The organism is Amorphoplanes friuliensis DSM 7358, assembly GCF_000494755.1.
Classification (GTDB): domain Bacteria; phylum Actinomycetota; class Actinomycetes; order Mycobacteriales; family Micromonosporaceae; genus Actinoplanes; species Actinoplanes friuliensis.
Genome location: NC_022657.1, coordinates 2848799 through 2875657, shown reverse-complemented (window position 1 = coordinate 2875657; position 26859 = coordinate 2848799). Strand labels below are relative to the sequence as shown.

25 protein-coding genes are annotated in these 26859 nt (G+C 68.5%); 6 read left to right on the top strand and 19 right to left on the bottom strand.

From position 1 onward, the window contains the following. Positions 1–9: 9 nt before the first annotated feature. Both AFR_RS13345 and AFR_RS13340 read left to right on the top strand, forming a co-directional pair. On the top strand, positions 10–495 hold the full coding sequence (locus tag AFR_RS13345) for an NADPH-dependent F420 reductase (RefSeq protein ID WP_023360995.1): 486 nt from the start codon (positions 10–12) through the stop codon (positions 493–495). Positions 496–611: 116 nt separating this feature from the next. After that, positions 612–2246 carry a hypothetical protein gene (locus tag AFR_RS13340; protein WP_023360994.1) on the top strand — a complete coding sequence of 545 codons (1635 nt, stop codon included), beginning with the start codon at positions 612–614 and terminating at the stop codon, positions 2244–2246. A gap of 43 nt (positions 2247–2289) precedes the next feature. On the opposite strand, the gene AFR_RS13335 is transcribed toward AFR_RS13340, so the two are convergent. From AFR_RS13335 to AFR_RS13325, 3 genes are all read right to left on the bottom strand, one after another. Next, positions 2290–5538, bottom strand: a complete 3249-nt coding sequence (locus AFR_RS13335; protein ID WP_023360993.1) for an RHS repeat-associated core domain-containing protein — start codon at positions 5536–5538, stop codon at positions 2290–2292. A gap of 109 nt (positions 5539–5647) precedes the next feature. After that, entirely contained in the window at positions 5648–7237 is a 1590-nt protein-coding gene (locus tag AFR_RS13330) for a methyl-accepting chemotaxis protein (RefSeq protein WP_023360992.1), read from the bottom strand. Positions 7238–7494: 257 nt separating this feature from the next. After that, the gene (locus AFR_RS13325) at positions 7495–8619 is read right to left on the bottom strand and encodes an FAD-dependent monooxygenase (RefSeq protein WP_023360991.1); all 1125 of its coding nucleotides are present in this window, start codon (positions 8617–8619) and stop codon (positions 7495–7497) included. 105 nt (positions 8620–8724) lie between these two features. On the opposite strand from AFR_RS13325, the gene AFR_RS13320 reads away from it, so the two are divergent. Next, positions 8725–9357, top strand: coding sequence for a TetR/AcrR family transcriptional regulator (locus AFR_RS13320; RefSeq protein ID WP_023360990.1), 633 nt, complete (start codon positions 8725–8727; stop codon positions 9355–9357). On the opposite strand, the gene AFR_RS13315 is transcribed toward AFR_RS13320, so the two are convergent. Then, complete coding sequence (locus AFR_RS13315; RefSeq protein ID WP_023360989.1) at positions 9354–10031, bottom strand: TetR/AcrR family transcriptional regulator; 678 nt, start codon at positions 10029–10031, stop codon at positions 9354–9356. The two genes, AFR_RS13320 and AFR_RS13315, sit on opposite strands and share 4 nt — an antisense overlap. 80 nt (positions 10032–10111) lie before the next feature. Then, positions 10112–11044: an NADP-dependent oxidoreductase gene (locus AFR_RS13310; RefSeq protein ID WP_023360988.1), complete on the bottom strand. Its 933-nt coding sequence runs from the start codon at positions 11042–11044 to the stop codon at positions 10112–10114. A gap of 109 nt (positions 11045–11153) precedes the next feature. Between AFR_RS13310 and AFR_RS13305 the strand changes: the two genes are divergently transcribed. Next, the gene (locus AFR_RS13305) at positions 11154–11627 is read left to right on the top strand and encodes a MarR family winged helix-turn-helix transcriptional regulator (protein WP_023360987.1); all 474 of its coding nucleotides are present in this window, start codon (positions 11154–11156) and stop codon (positions 11625–11627) included. 6 nt (positions 11628–11633) lie between these two features. On the opposite strand, the gene AFR_RS13300 is transcribed toward AFR_RS13305, so the two are convergent. The 13 genes from AFR_RS13300 to AFR_RS13240 all read right to left on the bottom strand — a co-directional run bounded on the left by AFR_RS13300 (position 11634) and on the right by AFR_RS13240 (position 24489). Next, positions 11634–12503: an SGNH/GDSL hydrolase family protein gene (locus AFR_RS13300; RefSeq protein WP_148307950.1), complete on the bottom strand. Its 870-nt coding sequence runs from the start codon at positions 12501–12503 to the stop codon at positions 11634–11636. Positions 12504–12538: 35 nt separating this feature from the next. Next, positions 12539–13363: a carbohydrate ABC transporter permease gene (locus tag AFR_RS13295; RefSeq protein WP_023360985.1), complete on the bottom strand. Its 825-nt coding sequence runs from the start codon at positions 13361–13363 to the stop codon at positions 12539–12541. Further along, positions 13360–14268, bottom strand: coding sequence for a carbohydrate ABC transporter permease (locus tag AFR_RS13290; RefSeq protein WP_023360984.1), 909 nt, complete (start codon positions 14266–14268; stop codon positions 13360–13362). Before AFR_RS13290 ends, AFR_RS13295 begins: the two co-directional genes overlap by 4 nt. Positions 14269–14272: 4 nt before the next feature. After that, the gene (locus AFR_RS13285; protein ID WP_023360983.1) at positions 14273–15643 is read right to left on the bottom strand and encodes an ABC transporter substrate-binding protein; all 1371 of its coding nucleotides are present in this window, start codon (positions 15641–15643) and stop codon (positions 14273–14275) included. 34 nt (positions 15644–15677) lie between these two features. Continuing rightward, positions 15678–16622: an alpha/beta hydrolase gene (locus AFR_RS13280; protein WP_023360982.1), complete on the bottom strand. Its 945-nt coding sequence runs from the start codon at positions 16620–16622 to the stop codon at positions 15678–15680. A gap of 112 nt (positions 16623–16734) precedes the next feature. Then, positions 16735–17724, bottom strand: coding sequence for a LacI family DNA-binding transcriptional regulator (locus tag AFR_RS13275; RefSeq protein ID WP_041840834.1), 990 nt, complete (start codon positions 17722–17724; stop codon positions 16735–16737). A gap of 111 nt (positions 17725–17835) precedes the next feature. Then, the gene (locus AFR_RS13270; protein ID WP_023360980.1) at positions 17836–18228 is read right to left on the bottom strand and encodes an ester cyclase; all 393 of its coding nucleotides are present in this window, start codon (positions 18226–18228) and stop codon (positions 17836–17838) included. Positions 18229–18387: 159 nt separating this feature from the next. Next, complete coding sequence (locus AFR_RS13265; RefSeq protein WP_023360979.1) at positions 18388–19140, bottom strand: SDR family oxidoreductase; 753 nt, start codon at positions 19138–19140, stop codon at positions 18388–18390. 64 nt (positions 19141–19204) lie between these two features. After that, positions 19205–20044: a helix-turn-helix transcriptional regulator gene (locus AFR_RS13260; protein WP_023360978.1), complete on the bottom strand. Its 840-nt coding sequence runs from the start codon at positions 20042–20044 to the stop codon at positions 19205–19207. An 88-nt stretch (positions 20045–20132) separates the two neighbouring features. After that, entirely contained in the window at positions 20133–21530 is a 1398-nt protein-coding gene (locus AFR_RS13255) for a DUF2079 domain-containing protein (RefSeq protein ID WP_023360977.1), read from the bottom strand. A 55-nt stretch (positions 21531–21585) separates the two neighbouring features. Then, on the bottom strand, positions 21586–22935 hold the full coding sequence (locus tag AFR_RS13250) for a sensor histidine kinase (protein WP_023360976.1): 1350 nt from the start codon (positions 22933–22935) through the stop codon (positions 21586–21588). Between the two features lie 121 nt (positions 22936–23056). Further along, positions 23057–23734 carry a response regulator transcription factor gene (locus tag AFR_RS13245; protein ID WP_023360975.1) on the bottom strand — a complete coding sequence of 226 codons (678 nt, stop codon included), beginning with the start codon at positions 23732–23734 and terminating at the stop codon, positions 23057–23059. Between the two features lie 68 nt (positions 23735–23802). Further along, positions 23803–24489: an isochorismatase family protein gene (locus tag AFR_RS13240; RefSeq protein WP_023360974.1), complete on the bottom strand. Its 687-nt coding sequence runs from the start codon at positions 24487–24489 to the stop codon at positions 23803–23805. Between the two features lie 63 nt (positions 24490–24552). Between AFR_RS13240 and AFR_RS13235 the strand changes: the two genes are divergently transcribed. After that, positions 24553–25536: a GlxA family transcriptional regulator gene (locus AFR_RS13235; protein ID WP_023360973.1), complete on the top strand. Its 984-nt coding sequence runs from the start codon at positions 24553–24555 to the stop codon at positions 25534–25536. Positions 25537–25575: 39 nt separating this feature from the next. Here AFR_RS13235 and AFR_RS13230 read toward each other — a convergent pair whose 3' ends face one another. After that, positions 25576–25944, bottom strand: a complete 369-nt coding sequence (locus tag AFR_RS13230) for a MerR family transcriptional regulator (protein ID WP_023360972.1) — start codon at positions 25942–25944, stop codon at positions 25576–25578. 70 nt (positions 25945–26014) lie between these two features. Between AFR_RS13230 and AFR_RS13225 the strand changes: the two genes are divergently transcribed. Next, positions 26015–26851: an enoyl-CoA hydratase/isomerase family protein gene (locus AFR_RS13225; protein ID WP_023360971.1), complete on the top strand. Its 837-nt coding sequence runs from the start codon at positions 26015–26017 to the stop codon at positions 26849–26851. Positions 26852–26859: the final 8 nt, after the last annotated feature.

The following is a 26859-nucleotide window of genomic DNA, read 5'->3' as shown; positions in this document are numbered from 1 at the left end:
GGGTGCAGCATGACCACCATCGGCATTCTCGGTGCCGGCCAGGCCGGAAGCACACTGGCCCGTGCGGCGATCGCGGCAGGCTACGACGTCGTGATCGCCAACTCGCGGGGACCCGGGACACTCGCGGCCCTGATCGACGAGCTGGGTCCCCATGCGCGCGCCGCCCATGCCACGGACGCAGCGGCGGCAGCCGACTTCGTGGTCACCGCGTTCCCGTACGCGCCCGGCGACAAGCTGCCCGTCGAGGCGCTCGCGGGCAAGGTTGTCCTGGACACCAACAACTACATGGCCTGGCGTGACGGGAACTACCCCGAGGTCGACTCCGGGCTCAAGACGATTCACGAGCTGCGTCAGGAGCAACTGCCGACCGCCAAGGTGGCGAAGGCGTTCACGCACATCCAGTTCCACGCGCGCTCCCCGGTCCGGGTCGACGGGCAGAGCCGCGACGAGCTCATCCGCAACCTGCAAAGCGCTCGGCGTACCCCTTTTTCTTAATCTTATTTAAAGTCTTTGGTGCAGGCCGCTCACGCTGACTAACCTCTGGCCGTCCGGATCATCCCCAGCTCCCCCGATCCGGGCGAAACGACTCCCCGAGGAAAGCTGCCACCGCCATGAAACTCTCCCGTCGTACCCTGCTCGGCACGGCCGTGGCCGGCACCGCAGCCGTGGCCGCCGGCGTGTCCCTGGACGCCTTCGCCGCGGACACCACCACGGCCGCGGCGCTGCCGGCCGGTGACATCGTCGGCAAGATCACCGTCGGTTATCAGGGCTGGTTCACCGGCGCCGGCGACGGCGCGCCGCTCAGCGGCTGGTGGCACTACGGCCAGGACTGGCAGGAGACACCCTCACCGGCCAACGAGGCGCTCAAATCCTGGCCCGACGTGCGCGATTTCGACCGGGTCTACCGGACCGGATACCAGAACCTGGCCAACGGCCAGCCTGCGTCGCTCTTCTCGTCCTACGACCAGCAGACCGTCGACACGCACTTCCGGTGGATGCGCGAGAACGACCTGGACACCGTCGCGCTGCAACGCTTCAACCCGGTGGGTGGCGAGGGCCCGATCCGCGACGCCGTCACGGTCAAGGTCCGCAACGCGGCCGAGGCCTTCGGTCGCCAGTTCTACATCATGTACGACGTCAGCGGCTGGACTGACATGCAGCAGCAGATCAAGGACGACTGGACGACCAAGATTAAGGCGTACGCGGCCTCCCCGGCGTACGCGAAGCAGAACGGCCGGCCGGTCGTCGGCATCTGGGGCTTCGGGTTCGCCGACGACAACCACCCGTGGAGCGCAGCCGTCTGCCTCGACGTCGTCACCTGGTTCAAGGCGCAAGGCGTCTACGTCATGGGCGGGACGCCGACGCACTGGAGGACCGGCACCGAGGACTCGCGGGCCGGGTTCGCCGACGTCTACCGCGCCTTCGACATGATCTCACCGTGGATGGTCGGCCGGATCGGCGACGCGGCCGGCTCGGACTGGTTCTACACCAACGTCACCGTGCCCGACGTCCGCGAGTGCGAGGCCCGCGGCATCGCCTACCAGCCCTGCGTGCTGCCCGGCGACCTGCAGGAACGCCAGCGTGCCCACGGCGACTTCATGTGGCGGCAGTTCTACAACGTGATCCGGGCGGGCGCACCGGCGATCTACATCTCGATGTTCGACGAGTTCAACGAGGGCAACCAGATCGCCAAAACGGCCGAGAGCCCCGCGTTCGTACCGGTCGGCTCGAAGTTCTTGGCCCTCGACGAGGACGGCACGAAGTGCTCGGCCGACTACTACCTGCGCCTCACCGGCGACGGCGGCCGGATGCTCAAGGGCCAGCTGTCGTTGACCGCGACCCGGCCGACTGCACCGGTCGTGAGCACCACGCCGGTCCCCACCACGGTTGGCCTGAAATCCCGCGCCAACGGCAAGTTCGTCGGCGGCTCACCCCTGCTCGCCTCCCTGTCCACCGCCTCGGAGCGCTACACGATCGTCGACGCCGGCAACGGCCAGGTGGCGCTCCGCTCGTCGGTCACCGGCAAGTACGTCTGCGCGGACCAGGCGGGCGCGGCGGCGCTGACGGCGGACCGTGACACCATCGGCGGCTGGGAGAAGTTCACCCAGGTCCGCAACCCCGACGGCAGCACCAGCTTCCGCAGCGCCGCCAACGACCGCTACGTGTGCGCCGACAACGCCGGCACAAGCGCACTGATCGCGAACCGCACCGCGATCGGCCCGTGGGAGTCCTTCGACCTGGTGTAACCGAACCGGGCCCGGCCCATGCAGGCCGGGCCCAGCTCAGGTCTCACCACTGGTATTGAGTCCCGAAACTACAGCCGATGCCCCCCTGTTCGGCGGTCCCCCAGGTTTCGTTGCCCTGTGCGTCCTCGGACACCGATGTGCCGAACGGTCCGGCACTGCAACTGGCGTTGGTGGTCTGCCCTGTCTGCAGTGGTCCCTCCTGATCCGTTGCCTGAACCGGAATGCCGATGCCGAGGCCGAAGCCGTTGCTGGTGTACAGACCGTGGTTGCCGTAGTCGTCCCAGGACCACCCGGCCCCCAGGCACACTGCGATGCAGATCTCGATGCCGGCCGACGTGGCCAGACCGGTCGGGTCGGTGTTGGTGACGGGGTTGGCCGCGCCGTAGGTGTAACGGTTGAGTTCCTGGCCGGACGGGTCGGGCTGGGTCCAGCGGGCCAGTTTCGGGTCGTGCTGGCGATGGCCGACCAGGTAGGTGCCGTGGGCGTCGTCGAGCTGCCAGTGGCCGTTCCAGCGGAACGGGTTCCCGGCAGCGGCACGGCCGGTCTTCTCGGTCGTGCCGTACGGCTTGTAGGTGTACTTCGCCGCCTCGGCGTGGTTGGCGTCGACCAGCAGCAGCGTCGAGCCCTGGTAGTCGGTGACCGCGTACAGCGGCTCGCCGGCCTCGGTGAACTGGCCGATCAGGCCGCCGCCGGAGTCGCGGACGAAGAGGGAGCGGGCGCCGTTGGTGGTCACGCCGGTCACGCCGATCGCGGTGTTGGTGAGCACCTGCTCGCGGGTCCCGGTACGGATCACCGCGCGCTGGGTCTGGTCGGTGGTGTCGTACGTGATCCCGATCGTCTCGGCGTTCTTGGTCGCCAGCGAGGTGAGCTGGTTGGTCGGGCTGTAGGCAGCGGTCAACTCCCCGGCCGTGCCCGTGGTGAGGTTGCCGTTGCCGTCGTGGGTGTAGGTGACCCCGGCCGACGTCGCGACCTGGCCAGCCGAGTTGATCGTGAAGGTGCGGCCCTCGGCGGCTTCGAGGTTGGACGCCTTGTCCATGTCGTAGGTGTGCGAGCCGGCCTTGGTCAGGCGGTTGCGGTCGTCGTACTCGTAGTTGATCGTGGTGCCGCCCTCGCGCTTCTCCGACTGCATCAGTGAGGTGTCACCGTCGGCGTCGTCCCACTTGTACGACCGGTCGATCGGCTTGCTGCCGTCCGGCCGGGTAGCGACCAGCGACGTCTGCCGGCCGGAGTCGTCGTAGTCGGCTTTGATCTTGAATTCGCTGGCGAAACGGGTGTCCGTGCGGCGGTCCGCGTCGTCGTACTCGAACTCGGCCCACATGCCCGACTTCGGACCGGACTGGTACTCGAGGCGATTGGCCTTGTCGTACTCGTACTTGACGCGGCCGCCGTCGTCCTCGATGTCGGTCAGGTTGTTGTTCAAGTCGTAGCGGTAGTAGACGTTGTACCGCACCCCGGACCGGGTGTTGCGGGCCTCGGTCACCTGGTTGCGCGGGTTGTAGACGAACTCCACGAAGGTGTCCGCGTGGGAGCGGCTCTTGAGATTGCCGTTGGCGTCGTAGGTGTTGTGCTGGATCGGCACGTACGTGGTGCCGTCCACCCGCTGGATCTCGATCAGCCGGTCCAGCGCGTCGTACCGGTAATGGATCTTCTGGTCGTTGCCGTCGCGGGTCTCGACGATCCGGTCCCGGTCGTCGTAGGTGAATCCGCGCTCCTGCAGCGCGCCGGGCGGGAACTCGGTGGTCAGCCGGCCCGCGCCGTCGTACTGGTAGGTGGTGATGAACCCTTCCGGGTCCTCCATCCTGGTCACCTGGCCGCGCGAGTTGTGGTCGAAGTCGTACTTCTCCCGCTCGCCCTCCTGCGACTCGACCGACAGCAGGTCACCGTTCGCGCCGTAGGTGTGCTTGACCTCCTTGCCCTGCGGGTCGGTCATCGACGTCGGGAACGCGGGATGGGTGGCGTCGGTGTAACCGGCCACCGACTTCGCCCCGGTGGGCAGCTTGGCGCTGGTCGGGTTGTTGGCGCCGTCGAAGCCGTACGTGACGCTTGCGCCGAGGCCGTTGGTGGTGGAAGCGACGTCGCTGTTGGCGGTCCACTCCTTGTCCTGCTCGTGACCCAGCGGGTCGGTCGCCTTGGTCTGCCGGCCGTCGCTGTCGAACTTGTACGTCGAGGTGTTGCCGCGCGGATCCTTCTCGGTCGTCTTCCGGGACTCCGGGTAGCCGAACTCGGTCACCGCGGGGGTGCTGCCGGTCGGCTCACTGATCTTCTTGACGCGCCGCGACGAGTCGTACTCCAGGGTGTAGGTGCTGCCGCGCGGGTCGACGATCGACGTCAGGTTGCCGCTGCTGTCGTACCCGAAGCGGATCTGGTTGCCGAGCCGGTCCGGGAAGTTCGTCAGGTTGCCGGAGGAGTCGTACGCGAACGGGCCGTGCACACCGCCGGTCCAGTCGGTCATCCGCACGATGCGGTTCGCCGAGTCGTACTCGCTCATCGTGGTGACCCGCCCGTTGGGGTCGTAGATCGCGGCGAGCCGGTCGTCGTACGCGGAGTCGTAGTTGAGCTTGATCTCGAGATCGTTGTTGTTCTTCATCTCGCGCAGCGAGCCGTTGGAGTGGAACGTCCAGACGTCCTCGGAGTCGTCCCACTTCAGCTCGTACTGCCCGTCGGACTTCTTGGTCAGCGCGGCGTTGATGCCACTGCCGGCCTTGTACGTACCGCTCGAGCTCTTGGTGAAGGTGCTGGTGAACGCGGTCGGGCCGTGCAGGACGATCTTGTCGCTGGAGATCTCGAGACCGACGTCCTTGCCGGTCGACATCGTCCAGCCGCGGCCGAACGAGCCGGATCCCTCGGACAGGTTGTTGTAGACGTGCGACAGGTCGGTGCCGAACCCGATCCCACTGATCTTCAGATCGTTGTAGCGCACCATGACGTTGCCGTTGGCGGTGTTCACCAGCAGTTGCAGCCGGTCGGCGAGCTGGCGCAACTCGACCGGGTACCACTCCTGCATGCCGATGCCCGGCTTGGCGACACCGGCGGCGGGACGTACCCCCGAGCTCGCGGTCGTACTGGCAGCGGTGACCGCCGGCGTCCAGCGGGCGCTGCCGGGTGCGCCGCCGATGTTCGGAGTGGTGTTGACCGGCCCCGGCTCGTCCGCCCGCGGGGCGTGGCCCGGAGCCTGGGTCGTGGGCAGCGGCGCGGGAGCGGCTCGGGCTGGAAGCTGACCGGTGTTGACGGCGAGCAGAGCGGCGAGGAAGGCGGCGGTCAACGACCGCCGGTACGCCGGGCGAACATGCATCGATTGTCCCTCCGTGGCATGTGCCGGATCGGTGGACGATCCGGACCTGCAGCACATTGGACGTGCCACGGAGCAGTGAGGGGCATCGATGGCCGCAACCGGCCAGATCCTAGAAGTGGAAGCGTGACACCAGCGTCTTGAGCTGGCCGGCGGTGACGGCCAGCTCACCGGCGGCGTGCCGGGTCGCGGAAACGGTGTCCGTGGTCCGCCTGGTCGCATCCGACATACCGGTGATCGTGACCGCGATGTCGCTCGCACCGGCCGCCGCGTCCGACAGGGTGCGGTTCATCTCCTGCGTGGTGGCCGTCTGCTCCTCGACCGCCGAGGCGATGGTGAGCTGGATGCCGTTGATCCGTTCGATGATCGCGGAGATCTCACCGATCGCGACGACCGCGCCGTCGGTGTCGGTCTGGATCGTCCGTACCCGCCGGGAGATGTCCTCGGTGGCCTTGGCGGTCTCCTGGGCCAGGTCCTTGACCTCGCCGGCCACGACCGCGAAGCCCTTGCCCAGTTCGCCGGCCCGGGCCGCCTCGATGGTGGCGTTCAGGGCCAGCAGGTTGGTCTGCTCGGCGATCGAGGTGATCACCTTGATGACGGTGGCGATCTCGGCCGAGGACTCCCCCAGCCGGGCGACGATCGCGTTCGTCGCGGTGGCGACCTCGACCGCCTGCGCGGCCACCGCGGACGCCTCCGTGGTGGAGACGCTGATGTCGCGGATCGAGGACCCCATCTCCTCCGAGCCGGTGGACACCACCTGCAGGTTGTTCGACACGACGTCCGCGGCCGACGCGACCGAACCGGCCTGTGCAGCGGCGTCAGCGGCGGCCGCGTCGACCGTGCCGGAGACGGTGGTGAGCTGCTCGGCCGCGTCGCTGAGCGTGCTGGAGTTCCCGGCCAGCTGGACGACGTCCGCCCGCAACCGGCTGATCGCACCGTCCAGCGACGCCGCCATCCGGCCGACCTCGTCGCGGCCGCCGACCCCCGACACGCGCGTCAGGTCCCCCTCGGCGAGCCCATCCGCCAGGCGGGACACACCCGTCAGCGCACCGCGGAGCCGGTTCGCCACCCGGAATCCCAGCAAGATGCTCAGCAGCACCCCGGCGGCGAGAACGATCGCGATGGTCACCGTCGCTTCTCGTGCCCGCTCAGCCGATTCGGTGATGTTGGCCTCCGACATGGCCTTCGCGCTGGCCTGCAGAGTGTTCTCGTCGGTACCCAGAGCGTTGTACAGGGCGTCGTACTGCTTGACGGCCTCGGCGAGCTGAGCGGCGGTCAACGGCGTGGTCGAGGTGGACGAGCCGCCGTTGAAGGCGAGGTAAGCGTTCCAGTCCTGCTGCGCCTTGGCGACCGCCTGAGCTCCGCCGCTCTCCTGCGCCAGATTGGTGCTCAGCACGCTCAACGCGTCGGTGATGGCCTGCTTGTTGCCGGCCAGCGACTGGTTGATCCGGTCCTTGAGGCTCGGATAGAGCTGCAGCGAAGAGATGTTCCCGCTGAAGGCCTCGATGTTCTTACCGAACGCCCCGGCTGCCGCCTGCACCGCAAGCGTCTGGCGCTGCGCGGCAGCGCCCTTGTCGTTCAGATCCTGGACCGTGGTGATCGCGACCGCTCCGACGACCAGTCCGCTGATCGTCGCCGTCAGCACCACCGCACCGATTTTTGTCCGCAACGACTGGTTGTCGAACGCCCCGCCGAGCTTCATGGCCGCGCCTCTCCAGGAACCTGTGTCATACGCCTGTCGATGGCGCCGCCCTCAACCTACGAGCAGACAATTCCCGCCGCGGACGTTTCCTGGATCTGGCCGGAACCGCTGCGCCACTTCCGTTCACCGATGACTGACACGACACCACCGGTAAAGCGTCCTAGGATCCTGTGTCAATGGCCGTACGGGAAGTCCTTGGCCACCGCAAATCGTCGATGCGGCCGCTACCCGCCGCTACCGGTCCTCCCCCGGTGCCGTTACCGGCCCGGGCGGCTGTGGCCGGCCATTGCACGCAGGCGCGCGTTGCGGGCGTCGAGTTCTTCCTGGGTGGCGGGCACCACGAGATCACCGCCGGGTCCGGCGGTGGCCTGCGCACGCTCGACGTACGGCCGCTGGTTGTTCTCGTAGTCACGGGAAGCCGCCGCGAGGTCCGCCGGGTGGGTGCGCAGAGCCTCGGCGAGGAACCAGGCGCCGGTGACAGCGAGCGAGGTACCGCGCCCGGACAGGCCGGAGGCGCAGTGGGCGGCATCGCCGAGCAGCACGACCCGGCCCCGGTGCCAGACCGGCATGTGGATCTGGCTGACCGAGTCGAAGTACAGCTCAGGGTCGTCGCGGACCGCGTCGAGAATGCCCGGCACCTGCCATTCGTCGTGGCCGGCGAACGCGTCCAGCAGGATCCGCTTCTGCGCCTCGAGATCGTGGTAGTCGTAGTCGATCCAGCCGGACCGGAAGTTCAGAACGCCGAGAGCGACGTCGCGGTAGCGGGTGATACCGATCATGTGACCGGGCCAGTTCAGAATCGGGTTGCCGGGGTCGCCGTCGTGTTCGGCGGGCAGGTTCGTCAGGGCGATGTAGAACCCGAGGTGCCGGAGGTAGTCGCGTTCCGGGCCGAAGACCAGCCGGCGGGTCAGCGAATGCATGCCGTCGGCCCCGACGACCAGGTCGAAGCGGTCTTCACGGCCGGAGCGGAAGGTGACGGCGACGTCGTCACCAGCGTCGTGAAGCTCCTCGATGGACTCGCCGAAGATCAACGAGGTCGCCGGGTCCAGTGCGGCGTGCAGGACGTGGGCGAGGTCCTCACGGGGGATCTCGATGTCGTCCCCGGAGTCGCCGACCTCGTCGGCCGGAAGCTCAGCGACGACGTTCCCGTCCGCGTCGACGAACCGGGTCCGGGCGGTCATGGTGACCTGGTGCCGGCGAATCCCGTCGAGAATTCCCATCCGGCCGGCGATCCCGAGCGCGTCGCCGCGGATGTCGATGGGCGATCCGTTGACTCGCAGATGGCCGGCGCGTTCGACGATGGTGACGTGGTTTCCGAGCGCACCGAGGGTGATGCCGGCACTGAGACCGGCCATACCGGCGCCGGAGATGAGGACACGCATGACGGCCTGCTTTCTCTAGTCAGGGACTACGCCCTCTAAGAAACTTTTTGTATCTTATTCCTGTGACACCATCATGCGACAGGCACAGCAAGAAGGCAGGACTCAGTGACGCAGAGCACACCGTTCCGGCGTAGGCGGGGTGCCGCCCTGGAGCAGGCGCTGCTCGATGCAGCCTGGGCGGAAATCTCGGAGCGCGGCTACGAAGCTCTCAATTTCGACGACGTCGCGGCCCGGGCCGGCACCAGCAAACCCGTCGTCTACCGCCGCTGGCCGAGCAAGGCCGAACTCGCGCGAGCGGCGTTCCGGCACGCCATCGGGCGAGACCCGCTCGCCGTACCGGACACCGGAAACTTGCGGGACGACGTGATCACGCTGCTCCGGCAGGTCAACGAACACCGGGTCGGCATCGCGACGGCGCTGATCGCCCAGCTGGGCGATCTCTACCGGGCCACCGGCACCAGCATGGAAGACCTTCGGGCCTCTCTAGCCATCGGCCAGGAGACAGCGATGGAGCAGATCGTCGGCCGAGCCGTCCAGCGCGGCGAGGTCGACCCGGCCCAGCTGACCGATCGGATCGTCCAGCTGCCTGTCGACCTCTTCCGGCACCAGCTGCTCATGACCGCCCGAGCCGTCCCGGACGCGGACATCATCGAGATCGTCGACACCATCTTCACGCCCGCCGTCACCCGCTCGACGGGCGCAGGCTTCAACAAGAGAAATGGCCCGGGAACGCGCTAGCTGCGGACGAAAGCGGGTGCGGTGACGCCGGTCAGGTTGACACCCAAGGTGTCGTCGATGGCCGCTTCCTGCTGTTCGGCGGTCAGGTGCGGCAGCAGGTCGAGGAACAGGATGGACAGGCCGTGCACGGCGGCCCAGCTCGACATCGTCGCCCGGGCGGTGTCGCCCGGACGCAGACAACCCGCGGCCACCAGACGGTCGAGTGCGCGTACCAGGAGGGCGTCGGGTTTGGAACGACCTTGATCGTCGGCCTCCTGGCCGTCGGGCGCCCCCGGGATGTAACTGCCGGTCGGATCGCCGCCCATCGCGGTGCGGAACAGTCCCGGCTCGGCCAGAGCGAAGTGGATGTAGGCGCGGCCGACCTCGATGAGGTAGGTCTTCGCGGCCTCCTGGGGATCGTCCGGCGCTTCCGCGTCCACGACATCGAGGTGCGCACTCATGGCCTCGGCCATGTCGCCGAGCGCCCGCTGCGCCACCGCCTCCTTGAGCGCGGTCAAGGTGGCGAAGTGGCCGTACGCCGAGTTGGGCGCGACACCCACGATCCTGGCGACCTCCCGCAGGACGATGGCCTGCGGGCCGCCGTCACGGGCCAGGGTGATGCCGGCCGCCACGAGGGCAGCACGCAAGTCGCCATGGTGATAGGTGGCACGCGTACGCGGGCGCTTCTCGGCCATGCGGAGATTCTGGCACCCGAGCACCTCCGGCCGGAGTCAGGCGGACCGCGGCTGGAGGTGCTCGATCGACGTCATCGCTGTCAGGCGACCACGATGACCGTCTTGCCGAGCAGCTTGCCGTTGCCCGCGTCCTGGTGGACGGCCTGCAGCTCGGCCAGGGGCCGGCGGTCGGCGATGTGCAGCTCGAGGACGCCGCTGTCGATGCGGGAGACCAGTTCGGCCAGGTGGGACCCATCGGGGCGGACCCACACGCCTGCCGTGCGGACCGCGCGTGTCTCGTCGCCCGGCACCGGGCCGGCCGAGCTGACGACGATGCCCCCGTCAGCCACGTACGGGGTGAGCTTGGCGAGATCCTCGGCGCCCAGTCGTACATGGTTGACCACCACGTCGAAGGGGCCACCGACGGCGGCCGGGCCGGCGTCGAGGTGCAGCGGGCCGAGGACCTTCGCGCCGTAACCGGTCAGCCGGTCGGCGTGCTGGGGACCGTCGACGGCGGTCACCGTCGCGCCGGCTTCGACGGCGAGCTGGACCACGAGGCTCCCCACCGCGCCACCGGCCCCGTTGACCAGGACGGTCTGTCCCGCCTTGATCCCGGCGAGCTCGACCGCCGCTTGACGAGCGGCCAGCCCGGTCAGGGGCAGCGAAGCGGCGTCGGTCAGGGTGATGCTGCGCGGAGCGGCGGTGACCAGGCCGGCCGCCACCACCGCGTACTCGGCGGCCCCGCCGTGCTGGTCGAGCGGGAACATGGCGATGACCGGGTCGCCGACCTGCAGTCCGTTGACGCCGTCGCCGAGCTCGGCGACGGTGCCGGAGATGTCGAGGCCGGGCGTGATCGGCAGCGCAGTGGGGATCATCTCGGCGAGGACACCCAGCCGGATGTGGTCGTCGACGGGGTTGAACGAGGTGGCCGCCACCTTCACCAGCACCTCGCCGGCACCCGGAACCGGCTGGTCCACCTCCTCCTGACGCAGGACCTCGGTGCTGCCGAACTCGTGGTATCGAATGGCCTTCATCGCGCTCTCCTCATGTCATCGCCGCTTCCGCACTTGCCTAGGCAACTCAGAGGAAGTGTTTATGACTTGCCTGGGCAAGTCAAGCGGGATGGTCGAGTAGGGTGCTGATGTGACCAGTTCCCCTCGGTGGCTCGACGACGAGCAGCAGAAGCTCTGGCAGGACCTGCGCACCGTGGTGGTGGGGCTGCCCATGCTGCTGGACCGTCAGCTGCAGCGCGACGAGGGCATCTCGAATTTCGAGTACAGCGTGATGGCCCGGCTGTCCATGGTCGAGAAACGCACGATGCGGCTCAGCGATCTGGCCACACAGTGCGACAGCACCCTGCCGCGGCTGTCCAAGCTGATGGTCCGTTTCGAGCGGCAGGGATGGGTCACGCGGTGCCCCGACCCGGACAACGGGCGGTACACCCTCGCGATCCTGACCGACGCCGGTCTGCGCAAGGTCGAGGACAGTGCGCCGGCACACGTGGAGCAGGTCAGGCAGTTGGTGTTCGATCCGCTCGGTGCGGCACAGCAACGCCAGCTCAGCACTTCGCTGGAGCGCATCGCCGAGCTGATCCGTGAGCGCCTCGACGGCCGCTGAAAGCCGCTACGACACCGCGGCTCCGGCTTCGGAGGCCGGGCGAACGGTGGTCAGGTGACGCAGGACGGCAGACAGGATGAACTGCTGGCCGGCCGGTGTCGGGTGGACCCCGTCGCTCTCCAGCAGACCCTCGAGCCCGTGGGACTCCATCTCGGCGTACAGATCGACACATCCGGGGTCGATCGAGCGCACCGCGGCGGCGATGTCCGCGACCGCTTCGGCGTCCCAGGTCAGGGGCAGGCCGGCGAAGTAGGCGGCGCTGACCGGACCGTCGACCGGCGGTGGGGTGATCAGGGTCAGTTCGGCCTCGAGGTCGCCGGTGACGAGCCCGGTCAGGACACGCAAGTTGCGTTCGGTCTCCTCGCCGGTGACCATCCGGTGACCGGTTCTCCGGCCGTGCCGGCGTGCGTCGTTGGTCCCGAGCATCATCAGCACCCGGGTGGGCCGGGCCGCTTCGAGCAGGTCGAAGCGCTCCAGCACGTCGGCGGTCGTGTTCCCGCTCAGACCCAGGTTGATCAGGCTGATCTGATCGAGGCCGGCCGGACCGGCCGCTGCTGTCAGCGTCTCGAACCATCCCAGCCGGTCCGCGGTGATCGAGTCGCCGACCGCCACGACCCGGTCCCCGGCGCTGAACGGCAAGCCCTGGATCGCTGCGCGGGCGCGGGTGTCCCCGAGCAGGTCGGTCACCGCCCGGCTCGCCTCGGTCTGCAGGGCCTCGAGGCCTCGGGCCACCTGCTCCCGGGAGATGGCCAGCATTCCCGCGAGCAGGTCGCGGTGGACGGTCCCGGCGATCGGGTGGCGCTCCAGCATCGGCCAGCGTTCGGTACGGGTGTAGCGCAGGAACTGCCGGCGGTCAGGGTCGGTGAGCGCGTTCACGCCGGTCTCCACGTGTCTCGGGGGCGGGCTGGTTGTCATCCCTTGAGGGAGCCCTGCAACAGAGCGGCGACGAACCGGCGTTGGAAGATCAGGAAGATGATCAGGGTCGGCGCCAGGATGAGCAGCGAGCCGGCGCACAGCAGCGGGATGTCGGTGCCCCACTGGCCCTGGAACGCGCCGAGCGCACCGGCCATGGTCCGTTTTGCCGGGTCGTCGACCAGCACGATGGCCAGCAGGAACTGGTTCCAGGTCCACAGGAACAGCAGGATGGCCAGCGACGACAGCGCCGGTTTGGCCAGCGGGAGGTGGACCCGCCAGAACAGCTGCCAGGTGGAGGCCCCGTCGATGCGGGCGGCTTCCGACAGCTCGTCGGGCATGTTCACGAAGTGCGCCCGCATCCACAGCACCGAGAACGGCATGAACAGGCCGATCAGCGGCAGGATGATGGCCCATCGGGTGTTCAGCAGACCCAGGTCACGCACCTGGTAGTACAACGGTGTGATCAGGCCTTCGAAGGGCAGGGTCAGCCCCAGGACGAAGACCAGGAAGCCGATCCGGTGGCCGGGCATCCGCAGATGGCCGAAGGCAAAACCGGCCATCGTCCCGAACAGCACCGACAGGGGCACGACGCCGAGCACGATCAGGGCGCTGGACACCAGCAGCCGGTCCATGTTCGCGGCGCTGAAAGCGTCGGCGAAGTTGCCCCATTGCGGGTTGCTGGGCCACGAGAGCCCGTCCGGATAGGTCCCCGAGGGGTGCAGGGCGGTGACGAACAGACTGATGAACGGCAGCACGGTCAGCACCATCAGCAGGACGAGCAGCGCCCGCCCGATCAGGGTCTCACGGCGGGTGACGATCATCGGGTGCCGTCCCTGGTGATCCGTTGGAGGGGCAGGACGCAGAGCAGGACCAGGACGGTCAGGGCGACGGCCAGGGCCGATGCCATGCCGATCTCCCGCTCCGCGAAGGCCAGGTAGTAGATCTCGAGGCCGGGCACCATGGTGGCGTTGCCGGGCCCGCCCTGGGTCGAGACGTAGATGATGTCGAAGCTGGCCAGGGCGGAGATGATCGTGACGGTCAGGCAGACGCCGATCTCCTGGCGCAGGCTCGGCAGCGTGATGGACCGGAATTCCCGTACCGGGCCGGCGCCGTCGAGCCGGGCCGCCTCGTACAGGGAGTTGTCGATCTTGCTCATGCCGGCCAGCAGCAGCAGGGTGCACAGGCCGATCTGGACCCAGGCGCCGATCACCCCGACCGCGGGCAGCGCCGTGTCGAAATCACCGAGCCAGGCACGGGTCAGCGAGCCCAGGCCGACGGCGGTGAGCAGCTGATTGATCAGACCGGTGGTCGACAGCAGCCAGGTCCACATGATGCCGGCCGCCACCAGCGGGATGACCTGAGGCAGGAACAGCACCGTACGCGCGACCAGCGCGAGCCGGCTCTGGGCGATGCGGCGGATGGTCGCCGCGACCGCCAGTCCGAGCAGGACCGGCACGAAGCTGAAGAACAGGATCAGCTCGAACGCGTGCACGATCGTGGCGAACAGCTCGGAGTCGGTGACCAGCCGGACGTAGTTGTCCAGTCCGACCCAGGTGGCCGGTCCGATGCCGTTCCAGTCGTAGAAGGAGTACTGGACGGTGAGCAGCAGCGGCCGGATGACAAAGACGAGGTAGACGGTCACCGCGGGCAGGGCGAAGAGCCAGCCGAGCCAGGCCGAGCGGGGGCGGCGGCGGGTGCGCCGCCCCCTGACGAGTGAACGGGCCATCGAATCAGCCCTTGACCTGACTCTCGTAATCCTTCTGGACCGCGGTCAGCAGGCCCTGCGGCGTCTGCTGACCGGCGACCAGCTTCTGCAACTGCGGTGTCCAGCTCTTGGCGTAGATCGCACCGGTGGCGTTGGCGATGAAGTCCATGGCGCCGTTGTCCTTGCCGATGGTCGCCCCGGCGGCCAGAGTGCTCGCGGTGACGGTGCCCTGGGCCACCTCGGGCATGTAGGCGTTGTCGGGACCCATCGGGTGCGAGCCGCCGACCTTGACGCCGATGTCACGGGCCTTCTGGTCGGTGGCCACCCAGTTGAGGAAGAAGGCGGCACAGTCGGCGTTCTTCGACTTCGCGCTGATGCCGTAGGTCAGCGGTGCGGACATCGCGGCCTGCTTGCCGCCGGCCTGCGCCGGTGGCATGAGGAAGAACCCGGCGTTACCGGCCATCTGCTTGTCGAGGTTGCCCGACTCCCAGTCGCCGCTGAAGATGAACAGGCTCTTGCCACCGATGAAGCGGCTCATCATCGTCGCGTAGTCCTGCGAGTTGATGTCCTTCGCCAGATACCCCGACTTGATCCACTTCTCGAGGTGCTGAGTGGCCTGCAGGTTGCTCGGGGTGTCGATCGTGGCGCCCTGCTTGTTGAAGATCCAGTCGTTGATCGGGCCCGGTTCGCCGTACGCCGCCATCAGGTTCTGCAGCGGGAACGCGAGGCCACCGGTGGCACCGCCGTTGAACTGGTTGATCGGGGTCAGACCGGCGTCCTTGGCCTTCTGCAGCACGGTGTCGAACTCGGCCAGGGTCTTGGGCGCCTCGGTCATCCCGATCTGGGCGGCCAGCTTCTTGTTGTAGAAGATGCCGGTCATGCTGAAGTTCAGGCCCATCGCGACCAGCGAGCCGTCACCGCGTTCGCCGTTGCTGCCGAACCGCATCTGCTCGAGCTGCGAGGGCGGCCACTTGTCCCAGCCGTACGCCTTGGCGTAGGTGTCCATGTTCAGCAGCAGGTTGTCCTTGGCCAGCTCCGACACCTGCGGAAGGCGCATCAGGTCCGGCGGGTCGTCGGACAGCACACGCGGGGCGTTCTGGGTGATGACCGCGAACTGGTCCTCGCGGATGTCGAACTTGACGTTCGGGAACTGGGCGGTGAACTCGTCGGCCAGGGTCTTCGGCAGCGGGAAGCCCGTCTCGAAGTAGCCCTTCAGCGTCACCGGGTCCGTGCCGCACGTGGTCGTGACGGAGGCCGGCGCACTGTTGGCGGTCGTGGTGGAGCTCCCGCCGGGGGCACTGCACGCCGCCGCGACGAGGGTTCCGGACAGAGCAAGGATCGCGTACAGGGGCCGGGTACGGCCGGCTGCACGCCGGCCGGTCGAAACGCGTGTCATGGGCAGGCACTCCTCGGTTCGGTGGCGGATGAGGTCAAGCTGAGGTTCGAAGTCGGGACAGGGCGTCGACGATGTCCTGGTGCCAGGTCGCGGCGGGGGGCCAGGCGCCGGTCAGGGCCAGTGAGCCGTGGACCGCCCCGGGATAGACGGCGAACGACACGGGTACGCCGGCCTCGCGCAGCCGTTGGGCGTACCGCTCGCCGTCCAGGCGTAGCGGGTCGTGCTCGGCGCTCTGGATCCGTGCCGGCGGCAGACCGGTGAGGTCGGCCGCATGCAGGGGTGACACCAGCGGATCGCGGCGGTCCGGCCCGGCACCGAGATAGAGATCGGCGCACAGCCGCATGTCGTCGACCGTGATGCCGTAGTCGTCACCGATCCCGGAGCTGACCATGGTGTCCAGCGTCAGGTCCAGCGGCGGGACTTCCAGCAGCTGGAGGTCGATCCGCGGCCCACCGCGGGTCCGGGCCAGCAGGGTGACCGCGGCAGCCAGAGTTGCCCCCGCGGAGATGCCACCGATGGCGACCCGCTCGGGATCCGCACCGAGCTCGGCGGCGTGCTCGACCGCCCAGCTCAACCCGGCGAAGCAGTCCTCCAGCGGTACGGGGAACGGGTGCTCGGGCGCCAGCCGGTAATCGACCGCGACGACCACACACTGCGCGCGGCCACTGCGGTCGTGGCACAGGGCTTCGTTGACCTTCTCTTCGACGGACCCGAGCCAGAAACCACCGCCGTGCAGGAAGACGTACAGGGGAAGCGCTCGGGTCGTCGCCGGCCGGTAGACCCGGACCCGAATGCCGCCGCCGGGCCGGTCGAGGACGTGGTCGGTGACACCGACCGGCGCCACGGCCGCCCCGAACATGTCGAACAGCTGATCCGAACCGTGGTGGATGGCGGTGCGGCGTACCGCGACAGGCGCGCCGGGGTCGCCGGAATCAGGTTTTGTCGCCAGGAAGGCAGCTACAGCCTCGGCCAGTTCCACCTGCCACCTCCCTCGATCGGTCACACGACTGAAACATCGCGCACACCTCAAGTCAACAGTTTTTATAGAAGCACTTTTATTACGCGCCGCAGGTGGACGCGGAGATGATCACTCAAGTGGTGGAACGTTCGACCAGCTGGACGTCGAGCAACGTCGCCGATCGCAGCGCGGACCCGCCGATGTGGCCCAGCAGCACTCCGAACGCGGTACTGCCCGATTCCTCGAACGGCTGGCGGATCGTGGTCAGGTCGGCCGCGGCGGCGGCCTCCCCGTCGTCGAAGCCCATCACGGCCACGTCCTCGGGCACGCGCAGACCTCGGTCGCGGGCGGCCAGCAGTACGCCGACGGCGAGCACGTCGTGGTGGGCCATCACAGCGGTCGGCCGGTCCGCGTGGTCCAGCAGATGCGCGGCCTCCCGCCGGGCCTCGTCGACGGAGTTCCCGCTGGTCGCGACGACCACCTCGGCCCCCTGCCGGGCCGCCGCCTCCCGGAAGCCCGCCAGCCGCTTGACCGCCTGCGACTCGTAGTCGGAGACCTGCCGTTCCAGCAGATATCCCAGACGGCGGTGCCCCTGCTCCAGCAGATGCCGGGCGGCGAGCCGGCCGCCGTTGTCATCGTCGATCACGACCCGGCTGAAAAGGTCACTGTCGGCATCGACCATGACGGTCGGCAGGCCCCTCCCCCGGAGCCGCTCGGCGATGCCCGGCTCGATCTGCAGACCCATGACGATCAGTCCGTCCAGCCGCCCGTGGATCGGCATGCTGGCCAGCGTCGGTGACGAGGTCAGCGCGGCCGACTCGTGGTCGAAGACCAGGACGTCGGTCTCCAGTTCCGTCGCGGCGGTCAGCACCCCCGACAGCCGCCGCAGATAGGAACTGTAGGAGGTGAAAGGCGCCATCACCCCGATCCGGCCGGTGCCCTGCCGGGCGAGGCTGACCGCCTGGACCTTGGGGATGAAGCCGAGCTCGTCGACCACTGACAGCACCCGCTCGCGGGTGGCCGCCCGGACCTTGTCCGGCTTGTTCAGGACGTTCGACACCGTCGAGATACTCACCTGGGCCCGCTCGGCCACCTCGTAGATCGTGACTCGATGTGCTGCCACCGACGCCTGCTCTCGTATCGTCCGGCGTGTCACGGCGGTACCCGCCGCCCGGCGCCGAAGCGCTTCGGCAGAAGCACTCTACCGGCCCGTCAGGACAGCCCGGGCAGAGTCTCAGCCAGCCAGTTGCCGGCGGATGCCGTCGGTGTCGATGACCGACCAGACCTCCTCGATACGGCCCGCACGGAACCGGTAGAAGACATGTTCGGTGAACGAGACCCGGCGACCGGCCACGTCGATCCCGAGGAACTCCCCCTGCGGCGTGCAGTCGAACCACAGCCGGCACGAGACATGGGTGGAATCGGCGATGAGCAGCTGGATCTCGTAGTGGAGGTCGGGAATCTTCCGGGTGTCCTCCGCCAGAAGCGATCGGTATTTGTCACGACTCCATTGCTCACCGTTGTAGACGACCTGATCGTGAACAAAGTCGTCGAGATCGTCCAGCCGCCGGTCGTTCAGGACAGCAATGTACGACCGATAAGTCTTCTCGAGGTCACCGTTGTCCATTGACCCTCCTTCGGCCGGCCGGCGCGAGTACTGGTACCCACCGTAAGCGTGTATCTACTCGTTCCTCGATGCGCAGGATGCGGTCGTCGCCGGGTTTCGGGCCGACGCCGCCCCACGTGGTGCGGTCGGTGTTGGAGGTCATCAGCCAGAGGGCGCGCATCACGAGCGGTAGCGGCCGCTCAGTACGCCCAGCACATCGGAGTAGCGGCCTTCGGCTTCGGCGTTGCGCTGCCACTTGACGCGCTCCACCAGGATCTGCTCGGCCTTGGGGTCAGCCTCGAGCAGGCTCATCACCTCGTCGAGGTACTCCTCCAGAGGCATCGCCACGTCGGAGTTCTGCTGGTTCATCAACGTGGTGCGGGTGGCCGGCGGAACCAGCTCGATCACCTGGACCTCGCTCTTGAACAGTTGCACGCGCAGGCTCTCGGTGAAGGAGTGGATCGCGGCCTTCGTGGCGTTGTAGGTCGGCGTGGCCGGCAGTGGCACGTACGCCAGGCCCGAGCTGACCGTCATGACGGTCGCGGACGGCCGGGCGAGCAGGCCGGGCAGGAAAGCGTTGATCAACCGGATCGGGCCGAGCAGGTTGACCGCGACGGTGCGCTCGGCGACGTCCAGCGACGCCGGGTCGCGCAGGTCCTCGGGCTCCATGATGCCGGCCATCGTGATCAGGGTGTCCAGCCCCGGGTGGCGGGTGGCGAGCTCGTCGCGGGCCGCGGTGATCGACGCCGGGTCGGTGGTGTCGATCGTGATGGTGTCGAGGCCGGGGTGCTGGGTGCGGATCTGCTCGAGCAGCTCGGTGCGCCGGCCGCCGACGATGACGGTGTTGCCCCTGTCGTGCAGGCGCAGGGCCAGGCCGAGGCCGATGCCGGAGGTCGCGCCGGGGATGAAAACAGTGTTTCCGGTGATGTTCACGGGATTCCTTCTGTGGACAATTTTGGGCATGCGTTACCGCAATGACAAAGGAGAAGAACTGGGGTCAGGCGAACTTCTGATTCCCGAGCACGTCCAGGAATCGCATGTGTTCGTGGGCGTTCGATCCGGGACGGGGCCGGAAGAGAATGAGCCGGTGACCGGTGGCCGGACTCAGCACAACATCGCATTGCAGATCGAGGTCACCGACGAGTGGATGCCGGAGGAGCTTGGGAGTCGACGTGAGCGCGGCGACGTGCTGCTGTGACCACAGCTCACCGAACTCGGTGCTGCGTTCGAGCAGATCGGCGACCAGTCCGTGGGCGAAACGGTCGCCCGCCGAGCGCTGGGCGAGCCCGGCACGCAGATCGGCTGCGTAAGCGCGGCCGATGCGTTCGTGCTCCGCCGGGTCGTTGCTGTCGCGTGACGCCGGATCCGCGAACCACCGCCATGTGACGTTGGATTGGTACCCGGGCAACCCGCTCCAGACGCCCAGCAGGTTCCTCGCGGCGCGGTTCTGGGCGACGACGGTGAGCAGGTCGTCGGCCACCTGCGCCGGCGTGTGCTCGAGCTCGTCCAGCAGGTAGATCATCGCTGGGTCGACGTGGGCCAGCGGTGATCGGGGCTCCGGCGGTTGCTGCCCGGCGAGGCGGAACAGGTAGTCCTGTTCGTCGGCCGTGAGCCGGATGGCCCGGGCCAGGCTGGCCAGCGCCGCAGCGGAGGGGGTGCGCTCCCGACCTTGCTCGAGCCGGGAGTAGTAGTCCGGCGACAGTGCTGCCAGGCCGGCGACTTCCTCACGGCGCAGACCGGGTGTGCGGCGCCGGCCGCCACCGGGAAGGCCTACATCCTCGGGCTGCAGCCCTTCCCGCCTGTGGCGAAGAAAGTCGCCGAGCGCTTTGTCATTCATGTCAACTCCCCTCCGGTCTGAATCCAGCATCGCCGTGAATCACCCGGATATGAAGGCCGCGTTTAGCCTAGGTTCCGCACACCCCGGCTCATTCGGAAACGGTCGCCGCGCCGGAACGGTGGAAGATGATGACGTCGCTGGTCCGGAGCACCACCTGGTATCCGTATGCCGGTAAGCGGTCGATGGCGGCTGCCATCGTCGCGGGGGCTGCCATGGTGGTGTCGGGCGGATCGCTGACGGCGACCCACTCGGGCCGGACACCGGCCTGGGGGTAGACGGGAAAGAAGTAGACGGTGCACCGCGAGGTGAGCTGCGGCGCGAACCTGTTGTCGGCGGCGACACGGGCGTCGTCCGGTATGCGGGCCAGAGCGAGGCGGACCTGCCCGGCCCCGGTGTCCGTGGCCCAGGTGCCCGGCATCAGCAGACCGCGCAGCGGCAACGGGTTCAGCAGTGTCGCGGCCAGAGCGATCAGGCAGGTGGCGTGGGCCGCCGCACGCGCTGCACGCCCGTTCCCGATGGTGTCGAGCGCGTCGAGGAACGCCACGAAGACGATGGGCATCAGGACGGCGCTGTACTGAAAACCGGTGCCCCAGTAGGACGGGTTCGTCGACCAGAACCGCCAGGCCAGGGTCGGCACGACGGCGAGCAGCAGCGGTGAGCGCAGCGCGAGGAACAGCGTCGGCGCGAGGAGCCACAGCAGAGTGTGCAGCTTGATGGCGGGGAAGAACAGGCGGTACAGCGGGCCCTGACCGTTGAAAGCTGTGCTGCCGGCGTACGGGTAAAGGTGGTCGGGGTTGAGGGCCGGCAGGACCACGCCGATGATCACCAGGCCCGAGCCGACCGCGATCAGGATCATCGCCGCGCCCAGGCGCCGGCGGCCGCGCAGCGCCAGCAGCAGACCGATGACCGCGACCGTTGCGGGAAGGTCTTCCTTCACCGCGATCAGCGGCAGAGTCCACGCGGCGGCAGCGGTCCAGCGGCGCTCGACGAGGGCGGTCAGACCGAACGCCAGCAACGGAACAGCGAAGGCGACCTCGTGAAAATCGAAGTCAACCGCTGACTGCAGACCCCAGGACATCCCGTACGCCGTCCCGGCACTCAATCCGCCCGAGCGGCCGGCCAGGCGGATGGCGAGCCGGGTGATCGGTATCGACGACGCCGCGATCAGGGCGGCTTGCGCGACGAGAAGGGTGACCGGGCCGGGAAAGAGCCGGTAGAGCGGGGCCAGGACGGCGAGGACCGGATGGAAGTGGTCGCCCAGGAGGTTGAAGCCGGGCGCTTTGATCGTCGACACGGGTGCGCCGAGGCCGGCGTAGCCACGCACCGCCTGCTCGAAGATGCCGAGGTCGTAGCCGCTGGTCTGCAGCCGCAGGTGCCGGTGGATCGACCAGCACGCGTAGGCCAGGAACAGTGCGGCAGCCAGTAGGTACGGCGCGGTGGTGCTCTTTGTGGTGACGGTACGGGCGTGGACAACGGCTGCGGGCATGCGGCGAGGTTCGAGCACCGCGGCTGAACCGCCGCTTAAGCAACCTGAAGCAGCTTCAGGTGAGCGGCGCCCAGGGAAGTTCAGCGATGAGACAGGCACCGTCGTCGGAGCCTGCGGCGTACAGGGTGCCGCCGTGGCGTACGGCGATGTCGCGGGCGATCGCCAGGCCGAGCCCGGCGCCGCCGTGGCCACGGTCGCGGGCCTCGTCGACACGGGCGAACCGCTCGAAGATCCGTTCCTGGTCCGCCGGCGGGATGCCCGGCCCGTCGTCGCGGACCTCCACACGGACGAGGCCGGGCTCGACTTTTGCGACGGTCACAGTGATGCGCTCACGGGCGTACCGGGAAGCGTTGCTCATAAGGTTGTTCAGCAGCCTGGTCAGTTCCTCCTCGCGCCCGGTCACCAGCGCGGGCCCGGACGCCACTACGGTGAAACGCTCGTCCGGCGGCACACGGTAGCGCCGTTCTCCGACCAGTTCGTCGGCGATCGCGGCGAGGTCGACCGGCTTCCCGCGAGCCGGTGCCGTCCTTTCCAGGCGTGCGAGCAGAAGCAGGTCGTCGGTGAGCCGCTGCAACCTCTCGATGCCGGCGCCCAGCACCTTCAGGTCGGCAACGCCACCGTGCGCGGCGGCGACCTCGACGGTGTTGCGCAGCCCGGCGAGAGGACTTCGCAGCTCGTGCGCCCCGTCGGCGACAAACCGGCGTTGCCGCTCGGCCGCCTCGGCGAGCCGGTCCAGGGTCGCGTTCATGGTGTCGGCCAGGCGGGCGATCTCGTCGCCGGTGCGCGGCCGGCGCACCCGGCTGCTCATGTCGGCGGCGGTGATGCGTGCCAGCTCGGCGCGCATCCCCTCCACCGGGCGCAGCGCACGTCCGGCGGCCCACCAGGCGACCGCGGCGACGAACAGGACGGCGACCGGGAGGCCACCGCGCAGCCAGCGGTCGACCGGGGCCAGGGCAGCCTCCGTGTCGAGCGGGGAGACGAGCACGTAGACGGTTGCGTCGGCGTCCTGGGACTCGGGAGCCCTCGGGACGTTGTAGGTCACCAGGGTGACCTCGCGACCGTCGAGCCGCCCTGGTCCACCGCTGCGGGCGGGTTGCAGGAGCACCTCGGCGTGGCCGAACAGGTCCTCGTCCGGCTCTGGTGGAGTTGCGGGGAAGGCCAGACCACTTTCCCGTGCGTAGTAGGCCAGTTGCCCCTGGGCCAGCAGCACTGTGCCGTGGCTGTCGACCACGGCGAAGCTGACGCCCAGACCGAAATACGGGAACTCGTACCACTGGGCAAAATCGTAGTCTTCCGAGCCGTAGGCCAGCGTGCCCCCGCTCGCGTTGGCCCGCGCCGCCGGCGTCTTGTACGTCGAGGCGATGGCCGGGGCCCGTGACTGCGCAACCGCGACGGATCCCGACACACTGTTCGCGGAGATCTCATGGCGTAACCAGAACGCCCCGCCCCCGAGGCACAACGCAGCCGCCAGCGCCGCCGCAGCCGCAGCCCGGACACGAACCGCCGTCGGGCGCGGCAACCGCGGCCTAACCACGGCCGTCCACCAACCGGTAACCCACGCCGCGGACCGTCTCGATGCTCCGGACACCGAACGGCACATCGATACCCAGGCGCAATGCCCGGATGTAGACCTCCACGATGTTGACGTCACCGTCGTAGGCCGCGTCCCACACCTCGTCCAGGATCTCCGCCTTGCCGACCACCGCGTTCGCCCGGCGCGCCAGACAGGCCAGCACCGAGAACTGCTTGGCGGTCAGCGTGATCGCCGTCGACCCCCGCGAGCAGCGGCGCTGCGCCTGATCCACGACCAGATCGCCCACTCTCAGCAACGCCGGCGTGGGCTCCCCGCCCCGGCGCAGCAGGGCTCGGACGCGGGCCAGCAGGACGACGTACGAGAACGGCTTGGTCAGGTAGTCGTCAGCCCCGGTGTCCAGGGCCTCCGCCTCGTCGTACTCACCATCCTTGGCCGTGAGCACCAGCACCGGCGTGGCGACCTTCGACTCCCTGAGCCGGGCGCACACCAGAAACCCGTTCAGGCGGGGCAGCATCAGGTCGAGGATGATGGCCTGATAGCCCTCGGTCAGGGCGTACTCGAGCCCGGTGACCCCGTCGTGAGCCACATCGACGGTGTAACCCTCCGCCACCAGACCCCGGCGCAGCGACTCGGCCAGTTCCCGCTCGTCTTCCACCACCAGCAGTCGCACCCTGGCCATCCTGCCAGCACCGGGCCTCCAGCTCCTGAAGCAAACTTCAGGTTCGGTACGGGCGTGGGTCAGGCTTGTCCGGCGCGCTGGGCGCCGGTGACGGCGGAGGCGCCGAGGTCGGGCTTGGCCAGCGACCGGCCCGTGGCGGCAGCATCCGACCAGGTCGCCGTGTCGGTGACGGCGGCGAAGTTCGAGTTGAGCAGGGCCATCAGCGTGGTGTGGATCGTCTTGGCGTCGGCGAAACCGGCGTCGTTGGCGATGTTGATCGCACCGGTGGCGTCGGCGAGCACCTCGGCGGCCAGTCCGTGGGTCTCGGCCTCGGCGGCGGAGGCGAGCACACAGTTGTTGGTCATGTAGCCGACGAGAGTGATGGTGTCGATGTCGCGTTCCTGCAGCCAGGCGAGCAGGTCGGTGCCGGCGAAGACGGTGCCGTACTGCTTGACGATGGACTTCCATCCGCCGGTGTTGCGGCTTTCGACCTCCGGATGCAGCTGGAAGCCCGGCTGGGTGGGGTTGAACACGGGTGCGTCCTCCCCCATGGTGTGCTGGACCGCGACGACGGGGATGCCCGCGGCGGTGGCCGCGTCGATCGCTCGCGTGATCTGGATCAGCGAGTCGGCGTGCGGCGGGTACTGGATCTCCAGCGGACCGCTGAAGTACTCCTGCTGCACGTCGATGACGATGAGGGCGCGGCGCGGGTCGGTCATGATCGTGAGCTCCTCGAGGTGGGGTGCCGCCGCGGCGGTGGGCGACATGTCGAGTCTGCGGGCCGCGAGCCTTGCCGACCATTGGCACAGGTGCAGCGTTACGATGAAATCGTGCCAACTTCCGGGGGTGCGCTGCGCATCGCTGTCTACGCCTTCGACGGCGTCACGATGTTCCATCTCTCCGTGCCGCAGCTCGTCTTCGACGAGGTCAGGCGGCAAGGGCTGGGTCAGTGGACGACAGTGCTCTTCGCCGACCGCGCCGGCTCCGTCCGCACCGCTGAGGGGTACCGGATCGGCGACGTCCAGGGTCCCGAGGTCACCGAGGAGGCCGACATCGTGGTCGTCCCCTCCTGGTTCGAGGACGGTCGCGTCGCTGGTGCGCAATTTCGGCGCATCCTGACGACAGCCCATGACCGCGGCGCCACGGTCGCCGGACTGTGCCTCGGGGCCGTCGCCGTCGCCGATGCCGGGCTGCTGTCGCGGCGTACCGCGGTGACGCACTGGCAGGCCGTCGACATGCTGGCGGCGCGTCACCGCGACATCGGCGTGAACGCTTCCGTGTTGTACATCGACCACGGCGACGTGCTGACCTCCGCCGGCACCGCCTCGGCCATCGACGCCTGCCTGCACCTGGTACGCGTCAGGCTCGGCGCCGCGGCAGCCAACCGGGTCGCCCGCAGCCTCGTGGTGGCCCCTCACCGCGAAGGCGGGCAAGCGCAGTACATCGAGCGGCCGCTACCCGCGCACCTGGCGAACGATCCGATCGCCGTCGTGATCGAGTGGGCGTTGCTGCATCTGGCCGAGCCCCTGCCGGTCGAACGACTGGCCGAGGTGGCGCATCTGAGCCGGCGTACCTTCATCCGGGCGTTCCAGGCCTCCACAGGTGTCACGCCCGCAGTGTGGGTGAAACAGCAGCGCCTCGACGAAGCCCGGCGACTGCTGGAAACGACCGACCTCGCGATCGACCAGGTCGCTGACGCCTGCGGCTTCGGCAGCACCGTCACCCTGCGGCAGAGCTTCGCCGCCGCCTTCGACACCTCGCCGTCGGAATACCGCCGGCGCTTCGACGCCCGTACCGGGGCCGGCAACCGGTAGGCCGGAATTCTGGTCCAAGAACGGCTCGATGGTGAGGGCTCAACGCGGGGGCGTTGCTGCCCTGCGGGCCCGGTTCGCAGCGATCAGTTCGTCGAGCGATTCCAGCGTCGTGGTGAGCCCGCCGATGTGCGTGACAAGCTTGTCGCGCTCTTCCACCAGACGCTCGAACGCATGGTCGGACGCGGCCTGGCTCGGCGACACGAGGCACGGCAGCACGCTGAGGATCGTCTCGCTGGACAGGCCCGCCGCGTAGAGCCGCTGAAGGTAGGCGACCCGGTCGACCTCGTCCTCGGTGTAGTGCCGGTGGCCGCCCGCACTTCGCCTGCTGCCGAGCAGTCCCTGCTCCTCGTAGTACCGCAACGAGCGGGTGCTCACGCCGGTGCGCGCAGCCAGGTCCCCGATCCGCATCAGGCTCTCCCAGTGTTTGCTGTCACGAACTCTTGAACTTCACATCCATGTGAAGTTTTAGCGTTCTCGTATGACTTACGCAGACCTGCCGGCCCTCAGGGTCGACGTCCAGCACGGCGTGGCCACGGTCACGCTCGACCACCCGCCGCTCAACCTCCTCGACCGTACGCTGATCACCTCACTGCTGAGTTTCGTGGCGCGGGTCGGCGACGACGACACAGTCCAGGTGATCGTCTTCGACAGTGCCGACCCGGAGTTCTTCATCGCGCACGGTGACATGGCCTTCCTCACCGACCCGTCCGCACTGGCGCCCGACGACAGCCTGCCGCCCGGCATCAGCAACCCTCTCCAGCTCCTGCACGAGCAGATCCGGGCGTTGCGGCAGGTCACCATCGGCAAGCTCGCAGGCTTCGCCCGCGGCGGCGGCAACGAACTGCTCATGGCGCTGGACATGCGTTTCGCGGCGATCGGCCGGTCCGGTCAGGCGCAGCCGGAAACGCTGATGGGCATCTACCCGGGCGGCGGTGGCACGCAGTACATGACCTCGCTCATCGGGCGCCCGCGGGCCCTGGAACTCATCCTCGGCGGTGAACTGGTCGGCGCGGAGCTGGCCGAGCGGTACGGGCTGATCAACCGCGCGGTGCCGGCGGACGAGCTCGACACCTTCGTCACCACACTGGCGCGCCGTGTCGCGGCGCTCGGGCCGACCATCATCGAGGTGGTCAAGACCGCGGTCGGGGCGGCCGACTACACCCGGCCCGACATCTCGGCGGAGAGCGCCCAGGTGGCCCGCCTCTCGTTCCCGGAGGTGTCGGCGCTGGCCCATCGGCTGCTCGCGGCCGGCGTGCAGACCCGAGCGGGCGAGCAGCAGCTCGAGAAAATCCTCAACGAGGTCCTGACGTCGTGACGGGCCGC

Excerpts from the sequence above, each read along its gene's own strand:
- AFR_RS13345 (WP_023360995.1), top strand. The coding sequence starts at position 10 with ATGACCACCATCGGCATTCTCGGTGCCGGCCAGGCCGGAAGCACACTG.
- AFR_RS13340 (WP_023360994.1), top strand. The coding sequence starts at position 612 with ATGAAACTCTCCCGTCGTACCCTGCTCGGCACGGCCGTGGCCGGCACC.
- AFR_RS13335 (WP_023360993.1), bottom strand. The coding sequence starts at position 5,538 with ATGCATGTTCGCCCGGCGTACCGGCGGTCGTTGACCGCCGCCTTCCTC.
- AFR_RS13330 (WP_023360992.1), bottom strand. The coding sequence starts at position 7,237 with ATGAAGCTCGGCGGGGCGTTCGACAACCAGTCGTTGCGGACAAAAATC.
- AFR_RS13325 (WP_023360991.1), bottom strand. The coding sequence starts at position 8,619 with ATGCGTGTCCTCATCTCCGGCGCCGGTATGGCCGGTCTCAGTGCCGGC.
- AFR_RS13315 (WP_023360989.1), bottom strand. The coding sequence starts at position 10,031 with ATGGCCGAGAAGCGCCCGCGTACGCGTGCCACCTATCACCATGGCGAC.
- AFR_RS13310 (WP_023360988.1), bottom strand. The coding sequence starts at position 11,044 with ATGAAGGCCATTCGATACCACGAGTTCGGCAGCACCGAGGTCCTGCGT.
- AFR_RS13295 (WP_023360985.1), bottom strand. The coding sequence starts at position 13,363 with ATGATCGTCACCCGCCGTGAGACCCTGATCGGGCGGGCGCTGCTCGTC.
- AFR_RS13290 (WP_023360984.1), bottom strand. The coding sequence starts at position 14,268 with ATGGCCCGTTCACTCGTCAGGGGGCGGCGCACCCGCCGCCGCCCCCGC.
- AFR_RS13285 (WP_023360983.1), bottom strand. The coding sequence starts at position 15,643 with ATGACACGCGTTTCGACCGGCCGGCGTGCAGCCGGCCGTACCCGGCCC.
- AFR_RS13270 (WP_023360980.1), bottom strand. The coding sequence starts at position 18,228 with ATGGACAACGGTGACCTCGAGAAGACTTATCGGTCGTACATTGCTGTC.
- AFR_RS13260 (WP_023360978.1), bottom strand. The coding sequence starts at position 20,044 with ATGAATGACAAAGCGCTCGGCGACTTTCTTCGCCACAGGCGGGAAGGG.
- AFR_RS13255 (WP_023360977.1), bottom strand. The coding sequence starts at position 21,530 with ATGCCCGCAGCCGTTGTCCACGCCCGTACCGTCACCACAAAGAGCACC.
- AFR_RS13240 (WP_023360974.1), bottom strand. The coding sequence starts at position 24,489 with ATGTCGCCCACCGCCGCGGCGGCACCCCACCTCGAGGAGCTCACGATC.
- AFR_RS13230 (WP_023360972.1), bottom strand. The coding sequence starts at position 25,944 with ATGCGGATCGGGGACCTGGCTGCGCGCACCGGCGTGAGCACCCGCTCG.
- AFR_RS13225 (WP_023360971.1), top strand. The coding sequence starts at position 26,015 with ATGACTTACGCAGACCTGCCGGCCCTCAGGGTCGACGTCCAGCACGGC.